This is a genomic window from Streptomyces sp. ISL-96 (assembly GCF_018614035.1).
Classification (GTDB): domain Bacteria; phylum Actinomycetota; class Actinomycetes; order Streptomycetales; family Streptomycetaceae; genus Streptomyces.
Genome location: NZ_JAGGPA010000088.1, coordinates 1 through 26,430, shown reverse-complemented (window position 1 = coordinate 26,430; position 26,430 = coordinate 1). Strand labels below are relative to the sequence as shown.

At 70.7% G+C, this 26,430-nt stretch carries 19 protein-coding genes, 1 pseudogene and 1 riboswitch; of the genes and pseudogenes, 7 read left to right on the top strand and 13 right to left on the bottom strand.

Annotated elements, in window-relative coordinates; translation table 11 throughout:
* The coding region (locus tag J7E96_RS35965; RefSeq protein WP_374196761.1) for a DUF6350 family protein at positions 1–369 on the bottom strand (369 nt) is incomplete at its 3' end.
* Positions 370–485: 116 nt separating this feature from the next.
* On the opposite strand from J7E96_RS35965, the gene J7E96_RS35960 reads away from it, so the two are divergent.
* Positions 486–1,712: a helix-turn-helix domain-containing protein gene (locus J7E96_RS35960; protein WP_215137981.1), complete on the top strand. Its 1,227-nt coding sequence runs from the start codon at positions 486–488 to the stop codon at positions 1,710–1,712.
* A gap of 125 nt (positions 1,713–1,837) precedes the next feature.
* Here J7E96_RS35960 and sucD read toward each other — a convergent pair whose 3' ends face one another.
* From sucD to J7E96_RS35925, 8 genes and pseudogenes are all read right to left on the bottom strand, one after another.
* A complete protein-coding gene (sucD, locus tag J7E96_RS35955) occupies positions 1,838–2,722 on the bottom strand; it encodes a succinate--CoA ligase subunit alpha (RefSeq protein ID WP_215137979.1) in 885 nt (294 codons plus the stop codon).
* A gap of 21 nt (positions 2,723–2,743) precedes the next feature.
* On the bottom strand, positions 2,744–3,925 hold the full coding sequence (gene sucC / locus J7E96_RS35950) for an ADP-forming succinate--CoA ligase subunit beta (RefSeq protein WP_215137977.1): 1,182 nt from the start codon (positions 3,923–3,925) through the stop codon (positions 2,744–2,746).
* Between the two features lie 328 nt (positions 3,926–4,253).
* A complete protein-coding gene (locus J7E96_RS35945) occupies positions 4,254–5,156 on the bottom strand; it encodes a hypothetical protein (protein ID WP_215137975.1) in 903 nt (300 codons plus the stop codon).
* 110 nt (positions 5,157–5,266) lie between these two features.
* Positions 5,267–6,151, bottom strand: a complete 885-nt coding sequence (locus tag J7E96_RS35940; protein WP_215137973.1) for a hypothetical protein — start codon at positions 6,149–6,151, stop codon at positions 5,267–5,269.
* A 44-nt stretch (positions 6,152–6,195) separates the two neighbouring features.
* Complete coding sequence (locus J7E96_RS38005; protein WP_251070924.1) at positions 6,196–6,984, bottom strand: VWA domain-containing protein; 789 nt, start codon at positions 6,982–6,984, stop codon at positions 6,196–6,198.
* A gap of 447 nt (positions 6,985–7,431) precedes the next feature.
* Positions 7,432–9,696: pseudogene (locus J7E96_RS38000) on the bottom strand (DUF5682 family protein); the annotation flags it as partial.
* The gene (locus tag J7E96_RS35930; RefSeq protein ID WP_251070921.1) at positions 9,693–10,787 is read right to left on the bottom strand and encodes an AAA family ATPase; all 1,095 of its coding nucleotides are present in this window, start codon (positions 10,785–10,787) and stop codon (positions 9,693–9,695) included. The gene J7E96_RS35930 and the pseudogene J7E96_RS38000, both read right to left, overlap by 4 nt.
* A gap of 107 nt (positions 10,788–10,894) precedes the next feature.
* Entirely contained in the window at positions 10,895–11,311 is a 417-nt protein-coding gene (locus J7E96_RS35925) for a hypothetical protein (protein WP_215137966.1), read from the bottom strand.
* A gap of 136 nt (positions 11,312–11,447) precedes the next feature.
* On the opposite strand from J7E96_RS35925, the gene J7E96_RS35920 reads away from it, so the two are divergent.
* Positions 11,448–12,776 (top strand): SWIM zinc finger domain-containing protein, encoded by a 1,329-nt coding sequence (locus J7E96_RS35920; RefSeq protein ID WP_215137964.1) that lies wholly within the window; start codon positions 11,448–11,450, stop codon positions 12,774–12,776.
* 14 nt (positions 12,777–12,790) lie between these two features.
* Positions 12,791–14,620, top strand: a complete 1,830-nt coding sequence (locus J7E96_RS35915) for a DUF5691 domain-containing protein (RefSeq protein ID WP_251070920.1) — start codon at positions 12,791–12,793, stop codon at positions 14,618–14,620.
* 92 nt (positions 14,621–14,712) lie between these two features.
* On the opposite strand, the gene J7E96_RS35910 is transcribed toward J7E96_RS35915, so the two are convergent.
* Positions 14,713–15,126 (bottom strand): cobalamin B12-binding domain-containing protein, encoded by a 414-nt coding sequence (locus J7E96_RS35910; protein WP_214970729.1) that lies wholly within the window; start codon positions 15,124–15,126, stop codon positions 14,713–14,715.
* Positions 15,127–15,502: 376 nt separating this feature from the next.
* On the opposite strand from J7E96_RS35910, the gene J7E96_RS35905 reads away from it, so the two are divergent.
* Entirely contained in the window at positions 15,503–16,354 is an 852-nt protein-coding gene (locus J7E96_RS35905) for an alpha/beta fold hydrolase (protein WP_215137962.1), read from the top strand.
* A gap of 225 nt (positions 16,355–16,579) precedes the next feature.
* A complete protein-coding gene (locus tag J7E96_RS35900; RefSeq protein WP_215137959.1) occupies positions 16,580–18,172 on the top strand; it encodes a M23 family metallopeptidase in 1,593 nt (530 codons plus the stop codon).
* A gap of 40 nt (positions 18,173–18,212) precedes the next feature.
* Here J7E96_RS35900 and pcrA read toward each other — a convergent pair whose 3' ends face one another.
* Positions 18,213–20,684 (bottom strand): DNA helicase PcrA, encoded by a 2,472-nt coding sequence (pcrA, locus tag J7E96_RS35895; protein ID WP_215137957.1) that lies wholly within the window; start codon positions 20,682–20,684, stop codon positions 18,213–18,215.
* Between the two features lie 302 nt (positions 20,685–20,986).
* Positions 20,987–21,157: riboswitch (cyclic di-AMP (ydaO/yuaA leader) on the top strand.
* Positions 21,158–21,164: 7 nt separating this feature from the next.
* Here pcrA and J7E96_RS35890 point away from each other — a divergent pair.
* Positions 21,165–22,367, top strand: a complete 1,203-nt coding sequence (locus J7E96_RS35890) for an NlpC/P60 family protein (protein WP_251070918.1) — start codon at positions 21,165–21,167, stop codon at positions 22,365–22,367.
* Positions 22,368–22,400: 33 nt separating this feature from the next.
* Here the strand turns inward: J7E96_RS35890 and J7E96_RS35885 are convergent, their stop codons facing one another.
* On the bottom strand, positions 22,401–22,754 hold the full coding sequence (locus J7E96_RS35885; protein WP_215137953.1) for a hypothetical protein: 354 nt from the start codon (positions 22,752–22,754) through the stop codon (positions 22,401–22,403).
* 340 nt (positions 22,755–23,094) lie between these two features.
* Here J7E96_RS35885 and J7E96_RS35880 point away from each other — a divergent pair, with 340 nt between their 5' ends.
* Positions 23,095–24,219, top strand: a complete 1,125-nt coding sequence (locus J7E96_RS35880) for an NlpC/P60 family protein (protein WP_374196760.1) — start codon at positions 23,095–23,097, stop codon at positions 24,217–24,219.
* Between the two features lie 1,254 nt (positions 24,220–25,473).
* On the opposite strand, the gene J7E96_RS35875 is transcribed toward J7E96_RS35880, so the two are convergent.
* On the bottom strand, positions 25,474–25,935 hold the full coding sequence (locus J7E96_RS35875) for a hypothetical protein (protein WP_215137951.1): 462 nt from the start codon (positions 25,933–25,935) through the stop codon (positions 25,474–25,476).
* Positions 25,936–26,430: the final 495 nt, after the last annotated feature.

The following is a 26,430-nucleotide window of genomic DNA, read 5'->3' as shown; positions in this document are numbered from 1 at the left end:
CTCCACTCCATCCCCCTCCACCGCATCCCCCTCCACCGCATCCCGCGCGGCCCGGTGCGCCAGCCACACCGGCAGGGCCATGAGCAGCATCGGAGTGAGCCCGACGGGCGCGGGAACGCCGGAGAGCGTGTCGTACCGGACCAGCTCGGCCCCATGGGCGAGCAGCCACAGCCCGGCGGCGGCGCGCAGCGCACCGCCAGGCCCGTTGTCGGGGTACGGCGAACTGATCCACAGCCCCAGCACCAGGACGGCGAGGGATCCCAGACCGAGCCCCGCAGCGATCACCCCCCTTACAAAACAGGCGGCCTGCGCCGAGGAGCGGCTTCGCACGGACGGCAACCACGTAGCGCGATGGGTCACTTGAGTCACCCGGCCATGCTGTCAACGACACGCGCTTAATCCATGTAACGGGCGAATGACTGCCGTGTCGCTCAATATACGTTTATGTACTTTTTCGCCTGGTGTAGCGCTGCGGGGGGATTTTCATGACGCAGGGCACCGAAACCGCCCCCGCGGCCCCGCTGCCCTCCCCCAAGGAGCGGCGCAGGCTGCGCGAGGCGAGATCGCTTACCCAGGAGCAGGTCGCCGCCGCTCTGGGCGTCACCCGCGAGACGCTCAAGGCCTGGGAATCCGGCCGCGTAAACCCCAAGCGCCGCAAGCGAGCGGCGTACGCCAAACTGCTCGCCTCCCTCAAGGACGAGCCCACCCCCGCCCCGCAAGCCACGGTGCCAGGAGGGGACGTGCCGGGGCGCTCCCCGCAGGGCGTTGAACGCAACCACCCCGAAGAAATCCCCGTACCCGAACGTTCGACGACCGAGGAGACGCCACGGCGCGGCACCGACCCCGCAGCCACGGCGAAAGGACCCCCCGCCCTCACCCCCGCCCAGGCCTTCGACGCCCTCTACGCCCACTCCGCCCCCGCCCTGCTGGGCCAGGCGTACCTCCTCACCGGAAACCGGCGCCTCGCCCGGGAGTCCGTCGAGTACGCCTTCCGCCTCGCCTGGCAGCGCTGGCCCACCGTGGCCACCGACCGCGACCCGGCGAGCTGGGTCAGGGCAGCGACGTACGAGTACGCGCTCTCCCCCTGGCACCGCCTGCACCGCGCGCACACACGCCCCGAACGGCCCCCCACCGACCGCGACCGCCGGGTGCTCCTCCAGGCCCTCCTCGACCTGCCCCCCGTCTACCGCCGCACCCTCCTCCTGTACGACGGCCTGGGCCTCGACCTCCCCGACACGGCGGCCGAGACCGAGGCGAGCACCCGCGCCGCCGCCAACCGCCTGCTCAACGCCCGAGCCGCGATCACCCGGCGGCTGCCGGAACTGGCCGACGCCGGCACCCCCGCCGAGCAGACCGCGCTGCTCCAGGAACGCCTCGGCAAGCTCGCCGAGTGCGCCACCGCGCCGGCCGTCAACGCGCCGGCGGTCAAGCTGCCGCCCGCCGGCGCCGTACGGACGGGAAGCGAGCGCAAAACGCGGTTCTGGACGCGCGCGGCCCTCTTCTTCACGGCGATGATCGTCAGCGCCACAGGCTTCACGCTCGTCACAGCCCCGACGCGGTACGAGCCCCCGCGCGCCCCCGGCGAACCAGTGGGCGGCGTCCCGGTGCGCGGCGGCCCTCAGCCACTGACCCCGGAGGACGAGGAGCTGCGCGACATGCTCCACTCGGCCCCCATCACGGGCCCGGCCCGTCTGGTCCCCCAGACGCGCTGACGAACGCGCACCGAACGCGGCGACCCAACGCGGCGACCCAACGCGGGCGGGCCCGTACCCCCTGACCAGGGGATACGGGCCCGCACCGGACCACCGCCGAAGCGGCAGCGGCGTACTACCAACTACTAGCCCGCCAGGATCGCGCGAGCCAGCTTCGCCGTCTCGGTGGGCGTCTTGCCGACCTTGACTCCGGCGGCCTCAAGGGCCTCCTTCTTGGCCTGTGCGGTGCCAGAAGAACCGGACACGATCGCGCCGGCGTGACCCATGGTCTTGCCCTCCGGCGCCGTGAACCCCGCGACGTAACCGACGACCGGCTTGGTCACGTTCTTCGCGATGTAATCAGCCGCACGCTCCTCGGCGTCGCCACCGATCTCACCGATCATCACGATCAGATCAGTGTCAGCGTCGGCCTCGAACGCGGCCAGAGCGTCAATGTGCGTGGTACCGATGACCGGGTCGCCACCGATGCCGACGGCGGACGAGAAGCCGATGTCACGGAGCTCGTACATCATCTGGTAGGTCAGCGTGCCGGACTTCGACACGAGACCGATGCGGCCGGGCTTCGTGATGTCGCCCGGGATGATGCCGGCGTTGGACTGGCCCGGCGTGATGAGACCGGGGCAGTTCGGGCCGATGATCCGGGTCTTGTTGCCCTTGGCACCGGCGTACGCCCAGAAGGCCGCCGAGTCGTGGACGGCGATGCCCTCGGTGATCACGACGGCCAGCGGAATCTCGGCGTCGATCGCCTCGACGACCGCGGACTTCGCGAAGGCCGGCGGCACGAAGAGAACGGACACGTCGGCGCCCGTCTTCTCCATCGCTTCCTTGACGGAGCCGAAGACCGGAACCTCGGTGCCGTCGAAGTCGACGGACGTACCGGCCTTGCGGGGGTTCACGCCACCGACGATGTTGGTGCCGTCGGCCAGCATGAGCTTGGTGTGCTTCATGCCCGTGGCGCCGGTCATCCCCTGGACGATGACCTTGCTGTCCTTGGTGAGGAAGATAGCCATGGTGTTGGAGTCCCTCGTCCCTTACTTCGCAGCCGCGGCGAGCTCGGCGGCCTTGTCGGCCGCGCCGTCCATGGTGTCCACGCGCTGAACGAGCGGGTGGTTCGCGTCGGAGAGGATCCTGCGACCCAGCTCCGCGTTGTTGCCGTCCAGTCGCACGACGAGCGGCTTGGTAACAGCCTCGCCCTTGGTCTTGAGCAGCTCAAGAGCCTGGACGATGCCGTTGGCGACCTCGTCACAGGCGGTGATGCCACCGAAGACGTTGACGAACACGGACTTGACGTCCGGGTCGCCGAGGATGATCTCCAGGCCGTTCGCCATGACCTCGGCGGAGGCGCCGCCACCGATGTCGAGGAAGTTGGCGGGCTTCACGTTGCCGTGGTTCTCACCGGCGTACGCGACGACGTCCAGGGTCGACATGACCAGACCGGCACCGTTACCGATGATGCCGACCTCGCCGTCGAGCTTGACGTAGTTGAGGTTCTTGGCCTTGGCGGCAGCCTCGAGCGGGTTGGCTGCGGCGTGGTCCACGAACTCCTCGTGGCCCGGCTGGCGGAACTCGGCGTTCTCGTCGAGAGACACCTTGCCGTCGAGGGCGATGATGCGGCCGTCGGCGACCTTCGCGAGGGGGTTGACCTCGACGAGGAGGGCGTCCTCGGCGACGAAGGTGTCCCAGAGCGTCACCAGAACCTCGGCGACCTGCTCGGCGACCTCGGCCGGGAACTTGGCCTGCGCGACGATCTCGCGGGCCTTCTCGATCGTGACGCCGTCATTGGCGTTTACCGGGACCTTCGCGAGAGCCTCGGGGGTCTTCTCCGCGACCTCCTCGATGTCCATGCCGCCCTGGACGGACGCCATGGCGAGGAAGGTGCGGTTCGTACGGTCGAGGAGGTACGAAACGTAGTACTCCTCGGCGATCTCGGGCGCCGTCTCGGCGATCATCACCTTGTGGACCGTGTGGCCCTTGATGTCCATCCCGAGGATGTCCGTCGCCCGGGCGACGGCCTCGTCCGGCGTCGCGGCGAGCTTGACGCCGCCGGCCTTGCCTCGGCCGCCGACCTTCACCTGCGCCTTGACGACCGACTTGCCGCCCAGCCGCTCAGTGGCCTCGCGCGCCGCCTCAGGCGTTTCGATGACTTCACCGGCCAGCACCGGTACACCGTGCTTGGCGAAGAGGTCCCTCGCCTGGTACTCGAACAGGTCCACGCGCGTCCGTCCCTTTTCTGGTGATCGCGGTTCGTTGCTTTGAATGCGATGGGCGTGCCGCGAAGGGCAACGTGACGGCGCAGTCACAAGGGAGGCGTACACGGTGTCCGGTACGCGGCATGTCCGTCTCGCAGGTTATCCCCGTGGGCCACAGGTCCCTAAATCGCAGATCACACCTGGGCGGTGATACCGGTCACAGCCGGTCACGGAACGGACGTGCTACGGCGTCACGGAGCCGGGCGGCCCCCACCCCAATGGAGACCGCCCGGGGAACATCGGACCCGCCGGTCAGATGCCCTGTGTGCACTGCACGTCGTGCACTCGTACGTCAGATGCCCTGCGTCAGGTACGACGCGTAGCCCGGGGTGACCGAGTCGGCGGCGTCCTGGGCGCCGAAGGCGGCGTTGCCGGCGAGCGGGGTGGAGGCGACCGTGCCCGAGAGGTCCTGCGCGAACGGCTGGACGTCGGACACGACACCGCCGGCGAACGGCGTCACGTCGCCGACGACACCGTGGGCGAGGGTGTGGGCGCTGCCGCCGACGCCGTACGCGAGCGGCTGGACCTGGTCGACGACGGTCTGGACGAGCGGTTGGACCGCGCCGTGGACGCCATCCGCGAACGGGCCGACCTCGGAGACGACGCCACCGGCGAAGGGCTGGACGTCGCTCACGACACCGCCCGCGAAGGGCGTCACGTCGCCGACCGCGCCGTGGGCGAGGCCACCGGCGTCACCGACGGCCTGACCGGCGACGGGGAGCAGGCCCGCCACGGCGCGGGCGGCGATGGGCGGCAGGGTGTCCTGGGCGACGGCGTGGGTGAGCGGGGTGGCGTCGGCGACGGCGCCCTCGGCGTAGCTGTGCGCCTGGGCCTGGACCTGGCTCGGTGCCTGCTCCAGCTCGGAGGCGAAGGCGGACAGCGGACCGAAGAGGTAGTCGACCTCGGCCTCAGCCTCTGCCACAGCCACGGAGGGCGCGGCCTGAACGTCGTGCCGCACCTCCTGCTGGACATCCTGGGCAGCGACGTTCGCACTGACGGTGACGTCGGCGAGGTCGCTGACAAGGCCTGCGTCCTGGACGTCCTGGACGTCGTCTATGGCGTCGGACGCCTGGTCGGGGGCCGACAGCGGCACCGAGACGGGCAGCTCGGCCGCGCTCGCGGCGGCGGTGCCGAGGGCCCACATGCCGCCGGCGGTGGCGGCGACGGCGATGGAACGGCGGATGTTCTTGTTCATGCTTGCTTCAGATCCTTCGAATTCATTCGGCTGTGTCCGGAGGTGTCCGGATTGGCGGGCAGACCTGTCCCGCCCCCGCGCGGCAGGTCATTGAGCGGGGACGGTCTGCCCTAGCCGGGAAATTCGAGGATCTGGTGCGGTCGGTCGTACGTCGGTGAGGTGGTCGCCGGCAGCGTTGCCCCGCGCACCAGCCCGAACCGGGCGCCGTCCGCGAACGCGGCCGCCGGGTGCTGGTCGCCGGAGCGCGAGGAGGTCCCGTCACCGGCCGACTGCCATACGCCGTCACCGCACGGCCCGGCAGGCGCTTCCAGGGGAGGAGCGGCCTCCCCGCAGTCCCCGAGGCCGGGGCTCCGGTGCGCAGCAGCGTGATGCGGGCCGGAGACGTCGTACTGGTACACGCCCCTGTCGCCCAAGCCCAAGCTCGCGCCCGCGCCCGCCATGCCGTCCGAGGACGTGTCGCTCGCGGCTCGCTGCGCTCGGTCGCCGGGGCCCTGGTGCACGGGCATGACCGGCTCGGCGGGCGGTTCCGTACCACCGCCGGGAGACGCCGCGTCTACGGGCAACACAGGCCCCGGCGCCGGAACAGCGGGCGCCGGCAGAGCAGGGGCTGGAAGAGCGGGGGCTGGAAGAGCAGGCGCCGGCAGCTCAGGCGCGTCCGGCCGACGCTCCGCCACGCGGTCCTTCAGCTCACCGACGGGCCGAGTGACGTGCCGTACGACATCGGCCACCAGCCCCACGGCCTCATCCACAGCCTGTGCACCGTCGAGCACCGGCTGCGCCAACGGCTTCTGCGGAACAGCCTCCTGCACCGGCGTCACGGCAACAGCGGGGTCACGCGCCGGCAGCGGCGCCTCGACGGCGTACGCCTGCCCGCCCCACACCACGCCCAACGCCAGCAGACTCCCCAGGAAGAACACCACCCGCAGTGCACGCCGCCGACCCGCCCGGCGCAGTACGCGCAGGACAGCAAGGGAGTGAGCGACTACGGCAGTCAAGAGGAGAAACGCCTTCGAAGGGGGACGGAGGTGACGGAGGCATGTTACTGAAGAGTCGCCATGTCGGGTATGGGCAGGGGTCGCTTTTCGATCGCCGCCGCCATCACCTCCGGAAACAAGTCCGGCGTACAGGCGAAGGCAGGGGCTCCGAGGGCCGCGAGAGCTGCCGCGTGCTCACGGTCGTAGGCGGGGGCGCCTTCGTCGGAGAGCGCGAGGAGGGCCACGAACTGCACTCCCGACGCCTTCATCGCCGCGACCCGCTTCAGCATCTCGTCCCGTATGCCGCCCTCGTAGAGGTCGCTGATCAGCACGACGACCGTGTCGGCAGGGCGGGTGATCTGCGACTGGCAGTACGCGAGGGCGCGGTTGATGTCCGTACCTCCTCCCAGCTGCGTACCGAAGAGGACGTCGACCGGATCGTCCAGCTGATCGGTGAGATCCACGACAGCGGTGTCGAAGACGACGAGGCGGGTGTTGATCGAGCGCATGGAGGCAAGGACCGCACCGAAAACTGACGCATAGACCACCGACGCGGCCATCGACCCCGACTGGTCGATGCACAGGACGACGTCCTTCTTCACGGACTGCGACGCCCGCCCGTACCCGACGAGCCGCTCGGGAACGATCGTCCCGTACTCGGGAAGGTAGTTCTTCAGGTTGGCCCGGATGGTCCGGTCCCAGTCGATGTCGCGGTGGCGGGGGCGGTTGACGCGGGAGCTGCGGTCGAGGGCGCCGGTGAGGGTGGCACGGGTGCGGGTGGCGAGTCGCTTCTCCAGGTCGTCGACGACCTTGCGGACGACGGCACGCGCCGTTTCCCGGGTCGTCTCGGGCATCGCCTTGTTGAGCGAGAGCAGCGTCCCGACGAGGTGGACGTCCGCCTCGACAGCCATCAGCATCTCGGGCTCCAGCAGCAGCGCCGACAGTCCCAGGCGCTCGATGGCGTCGCGCTGCATGACCTGCACGACGGAGCTCGGGAAGTACGTACGGATGTCGCCGAGCCAGCGCGCGACGGACGGCGCGGAGGCGCCGAGCCCGGCCGACCGGCCGGCCGGACTCCCGGCTTCGCGACGGCCGCCGCCGTACAGCGCGCCCAACGCCGCGTCCATGGCGGCGTCCTGACCGCCGAGCGCGCACCCGGTCCCGTCCGCCGCCTCCCCGCCCAGCACAAGCCGCCACCGCCGCAACCGCTCCTCGCCGTTGGCGCCGCCGCGCGAGGGGCTCCGCCCCAGACTCGCCTCCTCAAACGCCGGAGGGGCTGAACTTGCCCCGAGCAGGGCCGGAGGGGCTGACTCTTCCCCGAGCAGCAGTTGCAGCACCCTCAGCACCGCGTCCGCGCGTTCCTCGTCGAGGCCCGGCCCGAAACCGGGAGCGCCGGGCTCCGTCCGTGCTGGGCGGCGCGCAGCGGACGGACCGCGCCGGATCAGTTCCCCCAAAGTCCGCCGCACTCCCGGTTCGTACGCCGAGAACGTGCGGCGCAGCAGCGGCAGTACGTCGGTGAACGCGGCGCCGGGCACGCCCGTCAGCCAGGCGTCCACCAGGCCGAGGAGCCGCTCGTCGTGCACCAGGAGCATTCCGCCCCCGGCGGCTCCGCCGACGAAGCCCTCGATCCAGGCCGCGGCATCGGCCGGCGGCGTCCCGGGCGACAGTGCGAGCCCCATGAGGCGCGCCGCCTCGTCGTCCCCTAGCCTGCCGTCGTCCAGCAGCAGCCGCACCGCCCGGCCGCGGATCACCCCTCCCACGCTGTCCCGCCCGCAGAGCGTCCTCAGCACTGCCGACCAACGCCCCCGCACATCACGGCGCTTGCCCGGCGCGGTCTCGGCCAGGAGGCCGATCGCCGCGTGGACCGCGTCGAGGTGGCGGCGCATGTCCGCCGCACCGTCCGCGTCGAGGCCGGTACAGGCGGGTGGCAGCCCCACGCAGATCCGCTCCGCGAGACCCGCCGCGACCTCTCCCAGCGCAGCCGTGTCCGTGCCGCGTACGTCGCCGTACCGCAGCGAACGGGCGAGCGCGGGCAGCGCCTGGGCGAGGTGGCCGACGTCCGCGTCCAGCGCCGCTCGGTCGGCGAGGGCCCGCATGACCACGGGCAGGGCGTCGGGCAGTTCGGCCAGCAGGCACCGCTCGGCGAGCGCGGTGACGTCGGCGAGGACGGTGGCCGACACGGCCCGGGACTCGGCCTTGGCGGTGGCTGCGGAGAGCACGGTGGTGCCCCACACTCCGGCCTCGGCGACCCGAACCGACAGCTCGGGCTCCCAGCACAGCCGCCAGGTCTCGCGGAACGTTCCCGTACTCCCCCGCGCCTCCGCCGGCTCTCCCCAGCCGATGGACAGCAGCCGCAGCCGGTGCAGCAGCCGGCTGCGCGCCGCGTCGGTCTCCTTGCGCAGATCGAGCTCCAGGTCACGCTCGTGGGCCTCGGGCTTGAGCCGCAGACTCCGTTGTGCCCGCGCCAGATCACGTTGCAGCGGCACGGCGGGCGCCGAGTCCGGGACTTCACCCAGTACGTCGCCGACAACGAGCCTGTCGCGCACGAGCGCCAGCGGTACGTCCGATCCCTCGCACATCACCGCCCGCACGGCGTCGGTCGTCTCCGTGAGCCCCGCGAGCGGGCGGCCGCGCATGACGGCGAGCGTTTCGGCGAGCCGTACGGCCTCGATGACGTGGGCGGAGGAAACCATCCGGTCCTCGCCCCGCAGCAGCCCGGCGACCTTGGTCATCCAGCGTTCCACAGGACGGTCCGCGGCAGCGAAGAGATGCCCGTACCAGCCGGGTGATTCGATGCCCGCGCCGTATCCACTGTGCCGGGCCAGCCTGCGGTGCGTCCAGGGCACCCACGTCATCTCGGTCTTGACCGTGGGCAGGCCCTTGAGCAGCGCGCGGTCGGCGGTGGCGGTCGCGACCTTCTCGCCGAGCGCGGGCAGGTGCCACGCACCGCAGACCACGGCGAAGTCGTCACCGAACTCCTTCCGCGCTGCCCGCAGCTGGAGCCTCATGTACGCCTCGCGCACCCGGTCGCGGGTGTGCCCTCCGTCTCCGTACGTCTCGCGCAGTGCCCCCATGGCCTCCGCGAGCGCCCCGAACGCCGCGAACGGACCGGCGCCACCGTCCCCGCGGTGCTCGACCACGTCCTCCCACCACCGCTCCGGATCGTCGTACCCGGCAGCCTCGGCAAGCACCCCCACCGGATCGACGGCAAGGGGCTCCCCACCCTCCCCACTCTCCTCAGTCAGCGCCAGCGAGTGCGCTGCCGGCAGGTCGATGAAGCGGACCGGCACCCCGTTCCCGAGCGCCCAGCGGATCGCGACCCACTCGGGGGAGAACTCAGCCAGCGGCCAGAAAGCGGCCCGCCGCGGATCGTCCGTGACATGCGCCAGCAGGGCCACGGGCGGGCGCATCGCCTCGTCGGCCGCGAGCGGCAGCAGCGCATCGGCCTCCGGTGGCCCCTCGATCAGGACGGCCAGGGGCCGCGCGGCGTCGAGCGCCCCGCGCACCGCACGGGCCGAGCCGGGCCCGTGGTGGCGTACGCCCAGCAACAGAGGCCCGGACCTCATCCCGACACCTCCCGGCAGGCACGGTAGAAGTCCTTCCAGCCGTCCCGCTCGCGGACGACCGTCTCCAGGTACTCCTGCCAGACGACACGGTCCGCCGCAGGGTCGCGAACGACCGCACCGAGGAGCCCGGCCGCCACGTCGCCGGAGCGCAGCACGCCGTCCCCGAAGTGCGCAGCAAGAGCGAGGCCACCCGTCACTACGGAGATCGCCTCGGCCGTGGACAGCGTGCCGGAGGGCGACTTGACCTTCGTACGCCCGTCGACGGTCACGCCGTCGCGCAGCTCACGGAAGACGGTGACGACGCGCCGGATCTCGTCGAATCCGTCGGGCACGCCCGGAAGGTCGAGCGAACGCCCGATCTGATCGACGCGCCGCGCCACGATGTCCACTTCGGCCTCGGCCGTCTCCGGCAACGGCAGCACGACCGTGTTGAACCGCCGGCGCAGCGCGCTCGACAGATCGTTGACCCCACGGTCGCGGTCATTGGCGGTGGCGATCAGATTGAAGCCGCGTACGGCCTGCTGCTCCTGCCCCAACTCGGGAATGGGCAGGGTCTTCTCCGACAGGATCGTGATCAGGGTGTCCTGCACGTCGGCCGGGATGCGGGTGAGCTCTTCGACCCGCGCCGTCATGCCGTCGGCCATGGCACGCATGACGGGACTGGGCACGAGCGCCTCACGACTCGGCCCGTGCGCGAGCAGCCGGGCGTAGTTCCAGCCATACCGGATGGCTTCCTCGGGTGTTCCCGCAGTGCCCTGCACGAGCAGCGTCGAGTCACCGCTCACGGCGGCCGCGAGATGCTCGGACACCCAGGTCTTCGCGGTGCCCGGAACACCGAGCAGCAGCAACGCCCGGTCGGTGGCGAGCGTGGTGACGGCGACTTCGACAATCCGGCGCGGTCCCACGTACTTCGGCGTGATCACCGTGCCGTCGGAAAGCGTCCCACCGAGCAGGTACGTCGCCACGGCCCACGGCGAAAGCAGCCATTTCGCCGGCCGCGGCCGGTCGTCGGCAGCGGCCAGCGCCTTGAGCTCGTCGGCGTAGGCGTCTTCGGCATGCGGCCGCAGGACCTTGGTTTCGGGCACGGTCATGGATCCCCCTCCAGATTTCCCGGATGTGGGATCCACCGTGCACCACGCCACTGACAATCGACCGTCACCGCAGGTCAGCGCGTAAGTGACCGCCTGCGGCCGTCACTTCACACGATCGGAGACTCCGCGATGCAGCCGAGCAGAGCCTTCTCGCCCTTCGCCTCCTTGATCGTCTCGCCCTTGTAGATGACCTTGCAGGTCAGGTCGGCGGGATCGAGGCTGATCGGGGAAACGGATGGCGGCATGATGCCGCGCAGCGTGACCGTCTTCTTCCAAGGCAGCGTGGGCTTCTTGACCGACTCCAGCTTCGGTTCCATGGCCGTGCCCTCGCCACCCACGAACTCGATGGACTCGATGTTCTTGCCGGTGACCTCGTACGTGACTTCGTACTTCTCGTCGATGGCCTTGTCGATCTGGTCGACGGACTCCTTCTTTGCGGCTTCGGTCGCCTCGGAGCAGGCACCCAGCCCGAACACAAGGCCGACAGTGGCGGCACAGACGCCGGCACGGATGATGCGGTTCATATGAGATCCCCCCGGATCTGAACGTACGTCAGAAGTTGGCACTCAACCGCAAAGCGAAAGCCCGGTCAAGTGCCGAGCGCAGATCAAAACCGCAGGTCGGAGCCGGTTGTCAGTGGTGCCCCGTAGCGTCTTTCCCATGAATCAGCAGGGGGTGCGCTGGACTGCGGAACAGGTGCTGGCCTTGGCTCCTGACGATGCGTCACGCAAAACGGGAAGCAGGCTCGGCACGGCCGGGCCGTGGTCGGAGGCGGGTTGCAGCGGGTCGGGGGCGCTATGGGGATCGTGCAGGGGCAGCGGCAGCACTCCATACCGGACGGTGGTCGACACCGCGGGCGGCAGCCCCGCCTACAAGTGCAGCTGCCCGAGCCGTAAGTCCCCCTGTAAGCACGCGCTGGGCCTGCTGCTGCTCTGGACAGCGGACGAGTCGGCCATGCAAGAAACCGAGGCGCCGGACTGGGCGGACGAATGGCTGACGTCCCACAGGAAGCAGACCACTCACACGAAGGCCGGCAAGCCCGAGGCGGCGAGGCGCAGGGCCGAGCAACGCGCCGAACGGATCACCACCGGAGCATCGGAGCTGGAGCAGCGCCTGGCCGACCTGCTGCGCGGAGGCCTGGTAGCCACCGAGCAGACGAACTACGGCCTGTGGGAGGAGACATCCCGCCGCATGGTCGACGCTCAGGCGCCGGGGCTGGCCGCGCGGGTGCGGGAGTTGGGCGCGGTGCCCGCATCGGGGCCGGGCTGGCCTGCCCGGCTGCTGGAGGAGTGCGCGCTGCTCCATCTGCTGGATATGGCGTGGCTGGGCCGCGACCGGCTGCCGGAGCCGCTGGCCGCGACAGTGCGGACACGCGTCGGCCTCACCGCGTCCGCCGCGGGACCGGCCGTCCGTGACCGCTGGCTGGTGCTCGCCCAGTACGACACCCCGGACGGCAACCTGGTCGCGCGCCGCATATGGCTGTACGGACGGGAGTCGGGGCGCATGGCGCTGATCCTCTCCTTCGGCGCCGGGGGCCGCGCCCCCGAAATCGCGCTGCCCACAGGCCTGACGCTGGACACCGAGCTCACCTACTACCCGGGCGCGGCGCAACTGAGGGCCGACCTGCGCGACCACCCGGCCCTCCCACTCCCGATCGACACCCCGCCACCAGGCGTCGGCACCACACAAGCGATCCACGCGTACGCCAACGCCCTGGGCGACGACCCGTGGCTGGACTCCTGGCCGGTGACGCTGAGCCGCGTCATACCGGTCCCGTCCGACGATGCCTGGCAACTGGCCGACGCGGAAGGCGACTCAGCCTTGCCGGTCACCCAGGCAGCGCTGTCCCGCCCAAAGCTCTGGAAGCTGGCGGCCCTGTCGGGCGGCGGCCCCGTCACGGTCTTCGGCGAGTGCGGCCACCGAGGCTTCACGCCGCTGACGGCCTGGTCCGACGGCTCGACGGAACCTGTCCCGCTGACCGAACCCTGACCAAGGAGGCACCGATGACCACCACCGGCAGGACACCCGAAGCCGCGCCGGCACAAGGCACGTTGCCAGGAGGGGACGTGCCGGGGCGCTCCCCGCAGGGCGTTGAACGCAACCACCCCGAAGAAATCCCCGTACCCGAACGTTCGACGACCGAGGAGACGCCACGGCACGGCGCCGACCCCAAGGCCCCGGAAGCGACGCCAACGTCCACGTGGGAGGACCTGGTCACCACCGCCCTGCTCGGCACCGACCGCCGTACGCTGCCGCCCGGCGCAGCGGCCCAGGGCAAGGACGCCCCCACCGCGCTGCTGGACGCCGCCGCGTACCAGACCGTACGCCGCAGGGCGGGCCTCCTGCCCGCGCGAGCCGCCGCACGCCCCGAACCCGCGCCGCACGACCCGCGCCCCCCGCTGCCCGCACCCGCCCGCCACCGCCTCGCACAACTGCTGGCCGGCCGCACGTCATCCCCCGCCGGCGCCAGTACCGGCGTCGGCGCCGGGGGCAGGCGCGGCACCGCGCCCGATCTCACCGAGCTGCTCCCCCAGTGGCTCGCCGCCGCGAACCGGCGCCAGTTCCAGGCGCCACCGGCCCTGCTCCCCGCGCTGCTGGACGCGGCCCGTGCCCGTACCGACCTGCGCCCTCAGGCGCTGGCCTTCGCCGGGCCGCGCGGGCTGTGGCTGGCCCGGTTGAACCGGGACTGGCGGTTCGCGCTGCGCGGCACGTCGGGCGGCGAATCGGGCGGCGGCAACGCCGCGATGCCCGACCCCCGGGACGCGGCAGCCGTACGGCGCCTGTGGGAGGAGGGCCTGTTCGCGGAGCGCGTCGGCCTGCTCGCAGCCGTCCGCGCCCAGGACCCGGTCGCCGCGCGAGCGCTGCTCGCGACGACGTGGCCCACCGAGCGCGCCGAGGACCGCCTGATGTTCCTGGATTCGCTGCGCTGCGGCCTCTCGGAGGCGGACGAGCCTTTCCTGGAACAGGCCCTGTCCGACCGCAGCCGCAATGTGCGGGCCACCGCCGCCGAGCTGCTCTCCGCGCTGCCGACCTCCGCGCTCGCCAAGCGGATGGCGGCGCGGGCCGCCACCTGCGTCAGCCTGGACCGTTCCGGCCGCGCGACCGGAGGCGAGCGCATCGCCGTGGAGGCCCCGCACGAATGCGACGCGGACATGCAGCGCGACGGCGTGTCGCCCCATCCGCCGGCGGGCAGGGGGGAGCGCTCCTGGTGGCTGGGCCAGCTGGTCGAGTCGGCCCCGTTGCACACCTGGCCGCACCGGCTGGGCGGCCGTACGCCGCAGGAGATCGTCACCCTGCCCGTGAGCGACGACTGGAAGGAGGAGCTGCACGCGGCCTGGTGCCGCGCGGCGGTGCGCCAGCGGGACGCCGGCTGGTCCCGCGCGCTGCTCGGCCCGCCGTCCGCACCACCGGCGACCGGCCCCGGTACGTCGTCCCTCGCCGAGCGGGCGAAACTGCTGGCGACCTTGCCGGCGGGCGAACGCGCGGATTGGGTGGCCGCGTTCATCGCGGCGCACGGCCTCTCCGAGGCGTTCCAGCTGCTCGGGGTGTGCACCGTGCCGTGGGCGCAGCCGCTCGGCCGCGCGGTGGTCGACGCGCTGGACATCGCCCGGGACGCGGGGAGCTACCCCTGGAGTTTCAGTGGGGTCATGGGTCTGGCCGAGCGCTGCCTCGACCCCGGCGAGGCGGGCCGCCTCGAAATACTCACGACGACGCCTGAAGAGCTGGAGGACGCGGTGCCCGGCGCCGGGGGCTACTGGTCGGAGGCCTTCCAGCGTCTCGTCGGCACCCTCCGCCTCAGAGCCGCGATGCTCGCGGAGCTAGGGGAGGGCTAGACCGCCGGGCGGGGGTGCCTGGGGCTTCGGCCCCAGACCCCGCTCCTCAAACGCCGGAGGGGCTGGCTGTCCCGTCCGGCGGTTGAGGGCCCTTACGCGTCGGCCGCCTGGCGGACGTGAGTGTTGACCCACTCCACGATCGACTGTGTAGTCGCACCCGGCGTGAAGATCTCCGCGACGCCCTTCTCCTTCAGCGGCGCGATGTCCGCCTCCGGGATGATGCCGCCGCCGAAGACCTTGATGTCCTCCGCATCGCGCTGCTTGAGCAGCTCGATGACCTTCACGAAGAGCGTGTTGTGCGCGCCCGAGAGGATGGACAGGCCAATCGCGTCGGCGTCCTCCTGAATGGCGGTGTCCACGATCTGCTCGGGCGTCTGGTGAAGCCCGGTGTAGATGACTTCCATACCTGCGTCGCGCAGAGCCCGCGCGATGACCTTTGCCCCGCGATCGTGTCCGTCGAGTCCCGGCTTGGCGACCACCACGCGGATCGGTCCGGTCACACCCATCACTGCCTCCATGTACCGACTGCGCCGTCATTGGCACGCGCCCCGCACCGATACGGACGGGGAAGTGAACGAACGTTATCGACAGCATCCCGCAACCGGCCGTTTCGCGGTGGACAGGGAGGGGGAAATCACACATGGGACATGTTCGCTATGCGTCGTTCCTGCCACGCTACAGCGGCTACCGCGGCCCGCCAGCCGCAGCAGCCGCCGCAGCAGCCGGGACGACCGCAAGGGGAGCCGCAACGAGGCCGCCGTTCCACCGTGCCGTCAGCCGCGCGGCACGGTGGAACGGTCGGCCGCGTTCCTCAGTACGGCACCCCATGAGGGCACACGGGGGACGGAGCAGCGACCCCACGTGCCGTTCGGGAGGTCGGCCATGAGGGTCCTGCCCTTTTTCTTTTTGCCCCGTCTGCAGGAGCTGCGCGTGTCGGCCGCGCTCCTGAGAGCCACCGCGCTGGACCTCGCCATCCTCGCCGGGCACCTGCTCCTCTACCCGTCCGGCATCGCCCAGGAGCGCCGCAACGGCGTGGACGCAGTCCCCGACCCGGCGTCCGTGCCGCCCGAGACCCCCCGGCTCCCCGCCGTCGGCCAGGACCACCCGCCCGTCGTACTGCTCCACGGCTTCGTCGACAACCGTTCGGTCTTCGTCGTGCTGCGCCGCTCCCTGGCCCGGCACGGCTGGCGCCACCTGGAGTCGCTCAACTACTCGCCGCTCACCTGCGACATCCGCACCGCGGCGGAGCTGCTCGGCCGCCACGTCGCGGAGATCTGCGACCGTACGGGCCACACCCGGATCGACATCGTCGGACACAGCCTCGGCGGCCTGATCGCCCGCTATTACGTCCAACGGCTCGGCGGCGACACCCGCGTGCGCACCCTCGTCACGCTCGGCACCCCGCACGCCGGCACCAGCATCGCCCCGCCGATGAGCGCGCACCCCATCGTGCGGCAGATGCGGCCCGGCTCCGATGTGATCGAAGAGCTGCGCAGGCCCGCGCCGTCCTGCCGCACGCGGTTCGTGAGTTTCTGGAGCGATCTCGACCAGATCATGATCCCGGTCAAAACCGCGTGCGTCAGCCACCCGGATCTCATCGCCCAGAACATACGGGTGACAGGAATCGGCCACCTCGCTCTGCCCGTCCATCCGACGGTCGCCGCCGGCATCCGGCAGGCGCTGGAGGAGCAGGACACCGAGGCGGGCACCTCGGGCACGGTCTCCGTCGCCTGAACTCACTGAACCCTGATCGAACATCAGTCGAACACAGCACCAAAGCTGTGCCCGCCGTCCGCCGAAAGGCGGCCGAATGCCCGTTTCCGGACCGTGGAAAATCTGGCGAAGATTGTCGCCGTCCCTTACCGCCGGGTACAGTCGCGCCACTGCTTTGCCTCTGGGGCTCCCTCCCGGGACCCCAGCCCCCACAGGTCCTGCATTGCCGAGGCGAGAGAGAAGTTGGTGGACGACCAGCACGCCCACGCCGGGTACGACGGCTACTCCACCGGCACGTTCCAAGCGGATCCCCTCTTCGGAACCCTCCCCGCCCAGGGGAGTCACTACGAAGCAGGCCACAGCGGCCAGTACGACACCACCCAGTGGGATGCCACGGGAGCCCAACAGGCGGTCGGTTACGACGCGTACGGCACGCAGCAGCACGAGCACCAGCAGCAAGAGCAGCCGCAGTACGACGCCACCGGAGCGTGGCCCACCGCCGCCTATCAGACGGCGGCCGGAATCCCGGCCCAGTCCACCGGCCAGTGGGACTCCAACGCCTGGAACCAGACAGGACAGTTCGACACGAGCCACTTCACGACCGGCCAGTACGACACCGGCCAGTACGGAACAGGCCACGCCGACACGGGCCAGCACGACAGCGGCCAGTACCAGACAGGCCAGTACGAAACAGCCCAGTTCACCCAGGCCGCCGACGACGCCACCGGGCAGTGGAACACGACACCGGGCTACGACGACGGCACGTACGACACAAGCGCGTACGACACCGGCGCGTACGACGCCACCGCCTGGAACACCGGCGCGTACGAGAGCGCCCCGCCTCAGCAGCAAGTGTTCTACGAGACAGCCGAGTTCCCGGTGGCCGGCCTGGCTGACGACACGCCCGAGGCCGAGCACGAATACGCCCCGGATCACGCGCCCGAACAGGAAAACGAGCCCGAACCGGAGCCTGGACCCGGGCCCGAGCCGGAACTCGAAGACGCACCGGCCGCAGCAACAGCCGCCGCAGCAACCGCGCCCGGCTCCCGATCGGCCCGCCGCAGCGCGGGCAGCTCCGGCAACTCCGGCCGCGGCCGCCGCCGCACCCCCGCCAAACGCTCCGCCCTCCTCACCGTCGCCGTCCCCTCCGCCTGCGTGATGGGCGTGGCCGGCATCGCCGCCGCCTCGGTCGGCAGCGTCGGCGGCGCCCCCGCCGAGGAGAAGAAGGACACGACCAAGACGGTGACCGCCGCCGACCCCGGCTCGGTCAAGCCCGTAGCGGTCAACAACAAGCTGGACACCCAGTTCGCCGCCCTGGACGAGGGCGTCAACGACTTCGCCGACCGCGCGAGCCGCACGCAGGAACGTATCGACCTCCAGGCGCGCCAGGCCGCCGAGAAGAAGCGCAGGGCCGAGGAGGCCGCCCGCAAGGAGGCCGCCCGCCCGAAGTTCGCCCTGCCGGTCGAGCAGCACGGCCTCAGCGCGTACTACGGCCAGGCCGGCATCAACTGGATGTCCGTGCACTCCGGCATCGACTTCCCCGTCTCGTACGGCACGCCCGTGATGGCGGCGACCGACGGCACGGTCCGTACGCAGTACAACAGCGCCTACGGAAACATGGCGATAGTGACCGCCCCCGACGGCACGGAGACCTGGTACTGCCACCTCAGCAGCACCAAGATCCGCTCCGGCTCGGTCCAGGCCGGCGACACCATCGCGTACTCCGGCAACTCGGGCAACTCCACGGGCCCGCACCTCCACTTCGAGGTGCGTCCCGGCGGCGGGTCGGCGATCGACCCCCTGCAGTGGTTCCGCGGCCACGGCCTCAGCCCGACGTAAACCCCACGCGAAGCCGCAGCCGCAGCCGCAGCCGCAGCCGCTACAGCTTCTCGACCGGCGCGTACCGCAGCAACAGCTTCTTCGGCCGCTCGTCGCCGAAGTCGATCGTCGCCTGCGCGTCCGACCCCGTCCCCGTCACCGTCATCACGGTGCCGAGCCCGAACTGGTCGTGCGTGACCCGGTCCCCGACCGAAAGCGCGACCACCGGCTTGTCCGACGTCCGCCGCGTGGCGAACCCCGAAGCGCCGCCGCCACCACCCCGCGACCGCGAGGCCAGCGAGGACGACAGCGACGAAGCGACGCCCGACACCGGCCCCGCCGGGGCCTGCGCGCCCTTGCGCTTCCACGTCAGGTACGTCTCCGGGATCTCCTCCAGGAACCGCGACGGCGGGTTGTACGACGGCTGGCCCCACGCGCTGCGCATCGAGGCCCGCGTCAGGTAGAGGCGCTCGCGGGCGCGCGTGATGCCGACGTACGCGAGTCGCCGCTCCTCCTCCAGTTCCTTGGTCTGGCCGAGCGCGCGCATGTGCGGGAAGACGCCGTCCTCCATGCCGGTCAGGAACACCACAGGGAATTCAAGCCCCTTGGCGGTGTGCAGCGTCATCAGCGTGATGACGCCGGACCCGTCCTCGTCCTCATCGGGAATCTGGTCGGAGTCGGCGACGAGCGCGACCTTCTCCAGGAATTCGGCCAGCGTCCCGGGCACGTCGCCCTCGCGCTCCTGCTCGAACTCCAGGGCCACGGCGGCAAGTTCCTGAAGGTTCTCGATGCGCGTCTCGTCCTGCGGGTCGGTCGAGGCCTGGAGCTCGGCGAGATAGCCGGTCCGCTCGAAAACAGCCTCCAGGACCGTGGCGGGCCCGGCGCCCGACTCGACGATCGTACGGAGCTCCTCCATGAGCGTGTTGAAGCGCTTCACGGCGTTCGCCGAGCGGGCCGCCATGCCGTACGCCTCGTCCACGCGCCGCAGCGCCTGCGGGAAGCTGATCTTCTCGTGCAGCGACAGCGCGTCGATCATCGCCTCGGCACGGTCGCCGATGCCACGCTTGGGTACGTTCAGAATGCGGCGCAGCGGAACGGTGTCCTCGGGATTCGCCAGGACGCGCAGGTACGCGAGCACGTCCCGGACCTCCTTGCGCTCGTAGAAGCGCACGCCGCCGACGACCTTGTAGGGCAGCCCGACGCGGATGAAGATCTCTTCGAAGACGCGGGACTGGGCGTTCGTACGGTAGAAGACGGCGACGTCGCCGGCCTTCGCGTCGCCCGCGTCCGTCAGCCGGTCGATCTCCTCGGCGACGAACTGCGCCTCGTCGTGCTCGGTGTCGGCGACGTACCCGGTGATCAACGAACCCGCCCCGGCGTCCGTCCACAGGTTCTTCGGGCGGCGGTTCTCGTTGCGCTCGATGACGGCGTTGGCGGCGGTGAGGATGGTCTGCGTCGAGCGGTAGTTCTGCTCCAGCAGGATCGTCTTGGCGTCCGGGTAGTCCTCCTCGAACTGGAGGATGTTACGGATGGTGGCGCCGCGGAAGGCGTAGATCGACTGGTCGGCGTCGCCCACGACACACAGCTCGGCGGGCGCCTGGTTCTCGCCCGAGGGTCCTACCAGTTCGCGTACGAGCGTGTACTGAGCGTGGTTGGTGTCCTGGTACTCGTCGACCATGACGTGCCTAAAGCGCATCCGGTAGTGCTCGGCGACGTCCGGGAACGCCTGGAGCAGGTGGACCGTGGTCATGATGATGTCGTCGAAGTCCAGGGCGTTGGCCTCGCGCAGCCGCGCCTGGTACATCGCGTACGCCTGCGCCAGGGTCTTCTCGAAGCCGTCGGCGGCCTGACCGGCGAAGGTCTCTTCGTCTATCAGCTCGTTCTTGAGGTTCGAGACCTTGGCGCTGAAGGCCTTCGGCGGGAAGCGCTTCGGGTCAAGGTCGAGATCGCGGCAGACGAGCGCCATGAGGCGCTTCGAGTCGGCGGCGTCGTAGATCGAGAACGAGGACGTGAAGCCGAGCTTCTTCGACTCGCGGCGCAGGATGCGCACGCAGGCGCTGTGGAAGGTGGAGACCCACATGTGGCCGGCGCGCGGGCCGACGAGCTGCTCCACGCGCTCCTTCATCTCGCCCGCGGCCTTGTTGGTGAAGGTGATCGCGAGGATCTGGCCGGGGTGCACACCCCGCTTGGCCAGCAGGTATGCGATGCGGTGGGTCAGGACACGGGTCTTGCCGGAGCCCGCGCCGGCCACGATGAGCAGCGGCGACCCGGCGTGCACGACGGCGGCGCGCTGCTCTTCGTTCAGCCCGTCGAGCAGCGCGGCGGCGTCCACGACCGGGCGCGGCGCGCCGTCCCTGTAGTGCCCGTCCCTGGGCGCCGGAGGCGCGTCGAAGGCGCCGCCGAAGAGGTCGTGCGGGACCTCCTCCCGGGCGTGGTCCTCGGCGTGGTCCTCGGGGGGCGGCGGGGCGGTGTCCTTTGCGTACTCCGAGTGCTGGAGGTCGGCCAGGAAGCTGTCGTCAAAGAGGCTGCTCATCGTCTACCAAGCTTAGGCGGGACCACCGACAGCCCGCCCCGGATTTCACCGGGGCCACCCGGATCCGGCCGGGCGAACCCGGCGCTCCGCCACTTCGCACGCCTGCCGTCGCCCTGTGTGACCTTGCGCACGCCCGACGGCGGACCGAGGAACCGGGCTGCGGGACGCACAACGGAACCAACTCGACCAGGTCACGAAAACGTATCGGGCATATCGAACATCGGGCTTCCCAGCGCTCACAACTGTTGGCTAGCGTGCCGAGTCGGGCGGCTCGTACCCCAGCCGGCGAACAGCGCCGGAGCGATCAGCCCACGCCGAATCCGGGCTGCCACAGGGCAGTTCGGAACCGGGGACCCACGCGCACCACCTGGGGTGAATCGGTCCGCAGTCCAGTCCCACGGACCGTAGGGCACCTTCCGTTCGTCCCGCCCGAACCCGACAGCTAACCCGGTAGGCGGTCCACGGAAGGAGATGCCGGCCTTGGCGTCGCATCGCAAGCCGCGTGCCCGTACACGCACCACCGCACCCGCACTGGGCATCACGACGGCCGCATTCGCCTCAGTCGGCCTGCTGGCCCAGACAGCGGGCGCGGCACCCGCAGCGCCGTCGGCTCCGAAGCCGACCGTCGAAGAGGTGCAGAAGAAGGTCGACGACCTCTACCGGCAGGCCGGCACGGCCACGCAGAAGTACAACCTGGCCAAAGAGAAGACGGACCAGCAGCGGAAGTCCGTGGACGGCCTGCTCGACGCCGTGGCCGAGCGGACAGAGAAGCTGAACGAGGCCCGGCGCAAGCTCGGCAACTACGCGGCGGCGCAGTACCGGTCGGGGTCGGTCACCCCGACCGCCGCGCTGCTCCTCGCGGACAGCCCGCAGGCGTACTTCGACCAGAACCGGCTGCTGGACCGGATGACAGAACGCCAGCAGACGGATGTCACCGACTTCGAGACGCAGCAGGCGGCGGCGTCGAAGAAGCGCGCCGAGGCGACGCGGAGCCTGGAGAGCCTCACCGAGTCGCAGGCTTCCCTCAAGTCCTCGAAGCAGGACGTGCAGACAAAACTCGCGGAGGCGCGCGAGCTGCTGTCCCGGCTGACCACGCAGGAGAAGGCGCGGCTGGCGGCGCTGGAGAAGAAGCGGGAAGCGGAGGCGCGGCGCAAGGCCGAGGCGAAGGCCGAGGCTGAGGCGGAAGCCGAAGCGAAGGCGGAGGCGGAGCGCAAGCGCCGGGAGGAAGCGGCACAGCAGGACGAGAGCGATACGGGCGCAGGCACGGGAGCAGGCACGGGCACGGGAGCCGGCACCGGCACCGGCACCGGCACCGGCACCGGCGACGCGTACGCCGCCAAGGCCGAGAAGGTGCTGGCCTTCGCCCGCGCCCAGATCGGCAAGCCGTACGTCTGGGGCGCGGCAGGCCCCACCTCGTACGACTGCTCCGGCCTCACCCAGGGCGCCTGGAAGGCCGCCGGCGTCGATCTCCCCCGTACCACCTGGGACCAGGTGAAGGTCGGCACGCGCATCGCGACGGACAACCTCAAGCCCGGTGACCTGGTCTTCTTCTACGACGACATCAGCCACGTCGGCATCTACATCGGCGCCGGCAAGATGATCCACGCCCCGAAGCCCGGCGCGTACGTCCGCGAGGAGTCGATCTACTACATGCCGGTCTACGGCAGCGTGCGCCCCGCGTAGCGTCCGCTGACGGGTGCGACGCGGCGGCCGGAATCAGGTCCAGAGCACCGCGATGAAGATATTGGCGACGGTCAGGCCGCCGACCGCCCCGAACAGCGCCTTCTCGACCTTCTCCTCATCGCGCTTGACGTACACCAGGCCGAGGATCACCACGAGGATCGCGAGCTTGATGCCGATCTTGAGGTTGTTCACCGTCTGATCGTCGGCCTGGTTGAGGCCCACCAGCGCCACGCCCGTGACGAGCATGGTCAGCGCGCCGTGCAGCATCGCCGGATTGAAGCGGGCCGTGCCGTTGCCCATCGCCTTCATCTGGGTCAGGAAGCCGCCGAGCAGCGAGGCGATGCCGATGATGTGCAGGCCGACGAAGAGATCGATGAGTACGTCCATGAACCGGAGCCTAGCTCCGGCCATAGCAGCCCCGGCGGCCAGGTTCCCGTGCCATCGCCGTATCGGTCGCGGAAGAGCGGAATGCTCGCTGCCGACGCAGGGTGCCTTCCCAACCACGTTCACTCAGCTGCCTAATTCGACCACTGTCGGTCATTCCACCTCTGTCCCGTGACCCTCAGGTTTAGCGTCCTTCCCCAGGTGACCGACTCCCCACCGCCGCCCCTCCCCGGAGCGGCAGTCGGACACCACCGCCGAGAGTCCGGCGGCGGCCCGTTCCCCTGTGCGGGCCGCCGCCGGATGCGAGCGGCTCGACGTACAGCGACGTACAGGACGGAAGGACGTGGACGCCCTCGTGGCCACGCACCAAAAGCCCAAGAAGCGCCTGTTCACCGGCAACACCGCTCGCACCGCCCGCACCGCCCGCACCGCCCGCACCGCCGTCACCTTCGCGCTCGCGGGAGCCGCGAGCGCCACCGCGTTCGACGGCATCGGGCACGCGGAGCCCGCTCTCACCCCCGCTCAGGTGAAGGCGAAGGTCGATCAGCTGTACCACGACGCCGAGGTCGCCACCGAGAAGTACAACGGGGTGAAGGAGAAGGCCGACAACGCCGGCGAGTCACTGAACGAGCTGCGCGACGAGGCCGCCCGCAGGACCGAGCGCCTCAACGCGGCGCGCAACGGGCTCGGTTCGCTCGCCACCGCGCAGTACCGCACCGGCGCGATCGATCCGGCCGTACAGGTCGCACTCACCTCCGACCCGGACCAGTACCTGGAGCGCGCCGCGATCGCCGACCGCGCCGGCGACCGGCAGGCGGCGGCCGTCACCGGGATACGGCAGCAGCTCGGCGAGATCGAGCAGCTGCGGGGGGAGGCGGACGACCGCCTGGACGAGCTCAAGGCGCACCAGAAGGATCTGCACAGGCACAAGTCGAAGATCAAGGAGAGGATCGGCGCGGCCGAGAACCTCCTGTCCCGCCTCACGGCGGAGCAGCGCGCGGAGTACGCCCAGGAGGACGGCCACGGCGCCTCGACCGCCGCTACCGCGTCCGGGGCCGACTGGTCGGACCGGTCCGGCCGCACCGCCACGCGCAGCAACCGCCCGCCCCAGGCGCCGACCTCCCGAGCCGGGCAGGCGGTTTCCTTCGCTTACGGGGCGATCGGCAAGCCGTACGTCTGGGGTGCCACGGGGCCGTCCGCCTTCGACTGCTCGGGCCTGACGCAGGCGGCCTGGAAGGCGGCGGGCGTCTCGCTGCCGCGTACGACGTACACGCAGATCAACGCGGGACAGCGCGTCTCGCGCTCGCAGCTGGCTCCTGGGGACCTGGTCTTCTTCTACTCCGGCATCAGCCACGTGGGCCTCTACATCGGCAACGGCCAGATGATCCACGCACCCCGCCCCGGCGCCCCGGTCCGGGTGGCGCCGATCGACCAGATGCCGTTCGCGGGGGCGACGAGGCCGGCGTAGGACTTCTGCCGCTCCCTCCTCGTCCAGGCTCCCGCGCATGAGCGACGACAACGGCACCGATCACCCGCAGGTCGGTCTTGGAACGCCCGAGACGGGGTAAGCGGCATACGTAGAGCAAAACGCACGCCACAGCACGTGCCACCACCGCGAACGGAGGGCCGACCATGCCGGGCATCATCAGCCGGATCAAGCAGTACGCACGCAGCCCGCAAGGGCGCCGAACGATCGCACAGGGACGCCGCGCAGCGTCCGACCCCAGGAGGCGCAGCCAGGCGAGGTCGCTGCTGGGGCGGCTGCGGGGCCGGAGGCACTGAGGTCGAGTGTTGGGCGGGGCGCCGGACGGGCGCCCCGCCGTGGCGCAGCTCACCAGGGGCAGTAACCAAGGCTCGCTTCTGGGGGTTTCGGGCCGTCCCGAGCGCTCGAGTGTCGGTGGGCCGGACCGGCGCGTCAAGGGCGCTCCTGCGTCGCGTCGCTGCGCGAGAACCCTTCGGGCTCCCCTTGACCCGCCGCCCCGGCCCACCGCTAACGCTTGTACGGGGACGGCCCAAAGAAAAACGCCCTGCACGGGGGCTGAGGAAGTGGCGCGGCTCGGTTCGGTGGCCGACGGCCGAGTGGGTGGGGCGCATGACGTCTAAGGGGTGGCCCGGCCCCCGTCTCGGCGGGTGCGGGGACGGCCATTGGTGCGACATCCCATTTCCTACGCATGCGAGCACCCACGCCGGCGGTCCGGTCGATCTGGCGGGTCGACGTGCGGACTCATGGGTCTGCGGGTGGGGCGCGACAGTTGAATGGGGTGACTCGGGTGGCTGTGGCGTCCACCCCGTCCGGTGATCGGCTGGGCCACAAGCAGGTTGCTGATGTGGGTGGGTGGATGGGCACCCAGGGGTCGGTGGTCCTGCCGACGGCCCGGCCGGACGAGCGACGACGCTCGCAGGCTGGTGCGACACTCACGGCCAGGCCCGCAGGGGGTGAACCCATCGGCCGGCCGGTAGGACGGTCGACACTTTCACTCCCACAGGTGGGGCAATTCGAGGCTCTCAGTCGGCGGAATGGGACGAATCCAACACATGACGAGCCTTGGCGCCCCTTTTGCCCGCTTTCGGCGCATCAGGAGGGGCCCGGCATGCGTCAAGTGCTGGGTTCAGTGCACACCAACAGCCCGGCGCGGACTTCGGTCGCTCAGACCGTCCGCTTCGGGGCGCTGGCCACGCCTTCGTGACGGCTACGACGGGATAGGGAGCCTCTTCTAGGCCATCAAAGCAGGCTGACCCGTGTCACGATCTCCTGCGGTTCCCGGTCCTCTGCCACACACTGGAGTGCTTCCCGCACCGCGAGTGCACCCAGCCTGACGAATACGCCTTCGCAGGAATCGGCAGGGTGCCACCACAGAGCTCGCACAATAACGCGCACGCCCACTGAGTTCCCCCGGCGTGCTTCCGGACTGTTGCTGCCCTCACCGGCCAGCTCCCGCATTACGCCCTGCACGAGCGCCTCTTCGAGCTCATCATCCGGTTCCGGCAGCGCCGAACAGGCAAACTCGCATGACGACGCCGTCCCTTCGGGAACCGGCTCGAAGTCCAACTCCGCCCTGCCGTACGTCGGCCAGCAAGCCCCAAGCGTCTGGCGGGAATACACCTTCACTCCCCGTACCGGGCGAGGGAGCCCGACGGTCCGTGAGTCAGCGTGACCGGTAGCGGCATCCTCGATATGTTCCATCCGGCCATCCAAGCTCGAAAGTGCGGCTTCCGCGATCGACTTGCTGGCCTCCGCAGTCGCACTCGGTGCCTCAACCACCCACCCACACCAGCAACCTGCTTGTGGCCCAGCCGACCGCCGGTCGGGGGTGGACGCCGAACCGGCCCGAGTCGCCCCATTGAACTGTCGCGCCCCACCCGCAGGCCCATGAGTCCGCAGGTCGACCTGACCGACCAGCCGCCCTCCGGCGTGGGTGGTCGTGTGCGTGGGAATGGGAGTGTAGTACCAGCGGCCGTTCCCGCAGTCGCTGAGCCTGGGGCCGCACCGCCCCCTGGACGTGGTGCGCCCCACTCACCGAGCCCGCCGCCCGGCAGCGGTGAACGGCCACTTGCCGGAGTTTCCCCGTGGGCTCCCCCCCGGGGGGCCGCCCCCCAGAAGCATTGCGGCGGAGGTCCGGTGGTCAAGGGTGAAGCGCAGCGCAATCGCCGCAGGCGACGCGACGCAGGAGCGCCCTTG

Excerpts from the sequence above, each read along its gene's own strand:
- J7E96_RS35960 (WP_215137981.1), top strand. The coding sequence starts at position 486 with ATGACGCAGGGCACCGAAACCGCCCCCGCGGCCCCGCTGCCCTCCCCC.
- sucD (WP_215137979.1), bottom strand. The coding sequence starts at position 2,722 with ATGGCTATCTTCCTCACCAAGGACAGCAAGGTCATCGTCCAGGGGATG.
- J7E96_RS35945 (WP_215137975.1), bottom strand. The coding sequence starts at position 5,156 with ATGAACAAGAACATCCGCCGTTCCATCGCCGTCGCCGCCACCGCCGGC.
- J7E96_RS38005 (WP_251070924.1), bottom strand. The coding sequence starts at position 6,984 with ATGCCCGAGACGACCCGGGAAACGGCGCGTGCCGTCGTCCGCAAGGTC.
- J7E96_RS35930 (WP_251070921.1), bottom strand. The coding sequence starts at position 10,787 with ATGACCGTGCCCGAAACCAAGGTCCTGCGGCCGCATGCCGAAGACGCC.
- J7E96_RS35925 (WP_215137966.1), bottom strand. The coding sequence starts at position 11,311 with ATGAACCGCATCATCCGTGCCGGCGTCTGTGCCGCCACTGTCGGCCTT.
- J7E96_RS35920 (WP_215137964.1), top strand. The coding sequence starts at position 11,448 with ATGAATCAGCAGGGGGTGCGCTGGACTGCGGAACAGGTGCTGGCCTTG.
- J7E96_RS35915 (WP_251070920.1), top strand. The coding sequence starts at position 12,791 with ATGACCACCACCGGCAGGACACCCGAAGCCGCGCCGGCACAAGGCACG.
- J7E96_RS35910 (WP_214970729.1), bottom strand. The coding sequence starts at position 15,126 with ATGGGTGTGACCGGACCGATCCGCGTGGTGGTCGCCAAGCCGGGACTC.
- J7E96_RS35905 (WP_215137962.1), top strand. The coding sequence starts at position 15,503 with ATGAGGGTCCTGCCCTTTTTCTTTTTGCCCCGTCTGCAGGAGCTGCGC.
- pcrA (WP_215137957.1), bottom strand. The coding sequence starts at position 20,684 with ATGAGCAGCCTCTTTGACGACAGCTTCCTGGCCGACCTCCAGCACTCG.
- J7E96_RS35885 (WP_215137953.1), bottom strand. The coding sequence starts at position 22,754 with ATGGACGTACTCATCGATCTCTTCGTCGGCCTGCACATCATCGGCATC.
- J7E96_RS35875 (WP_215137951.1), bottom strand. The coding sequence starts at position 25,935 with ATGGAACATATCGAGGATGCCGCTACCGGTCACGCTGACTCACGGACC.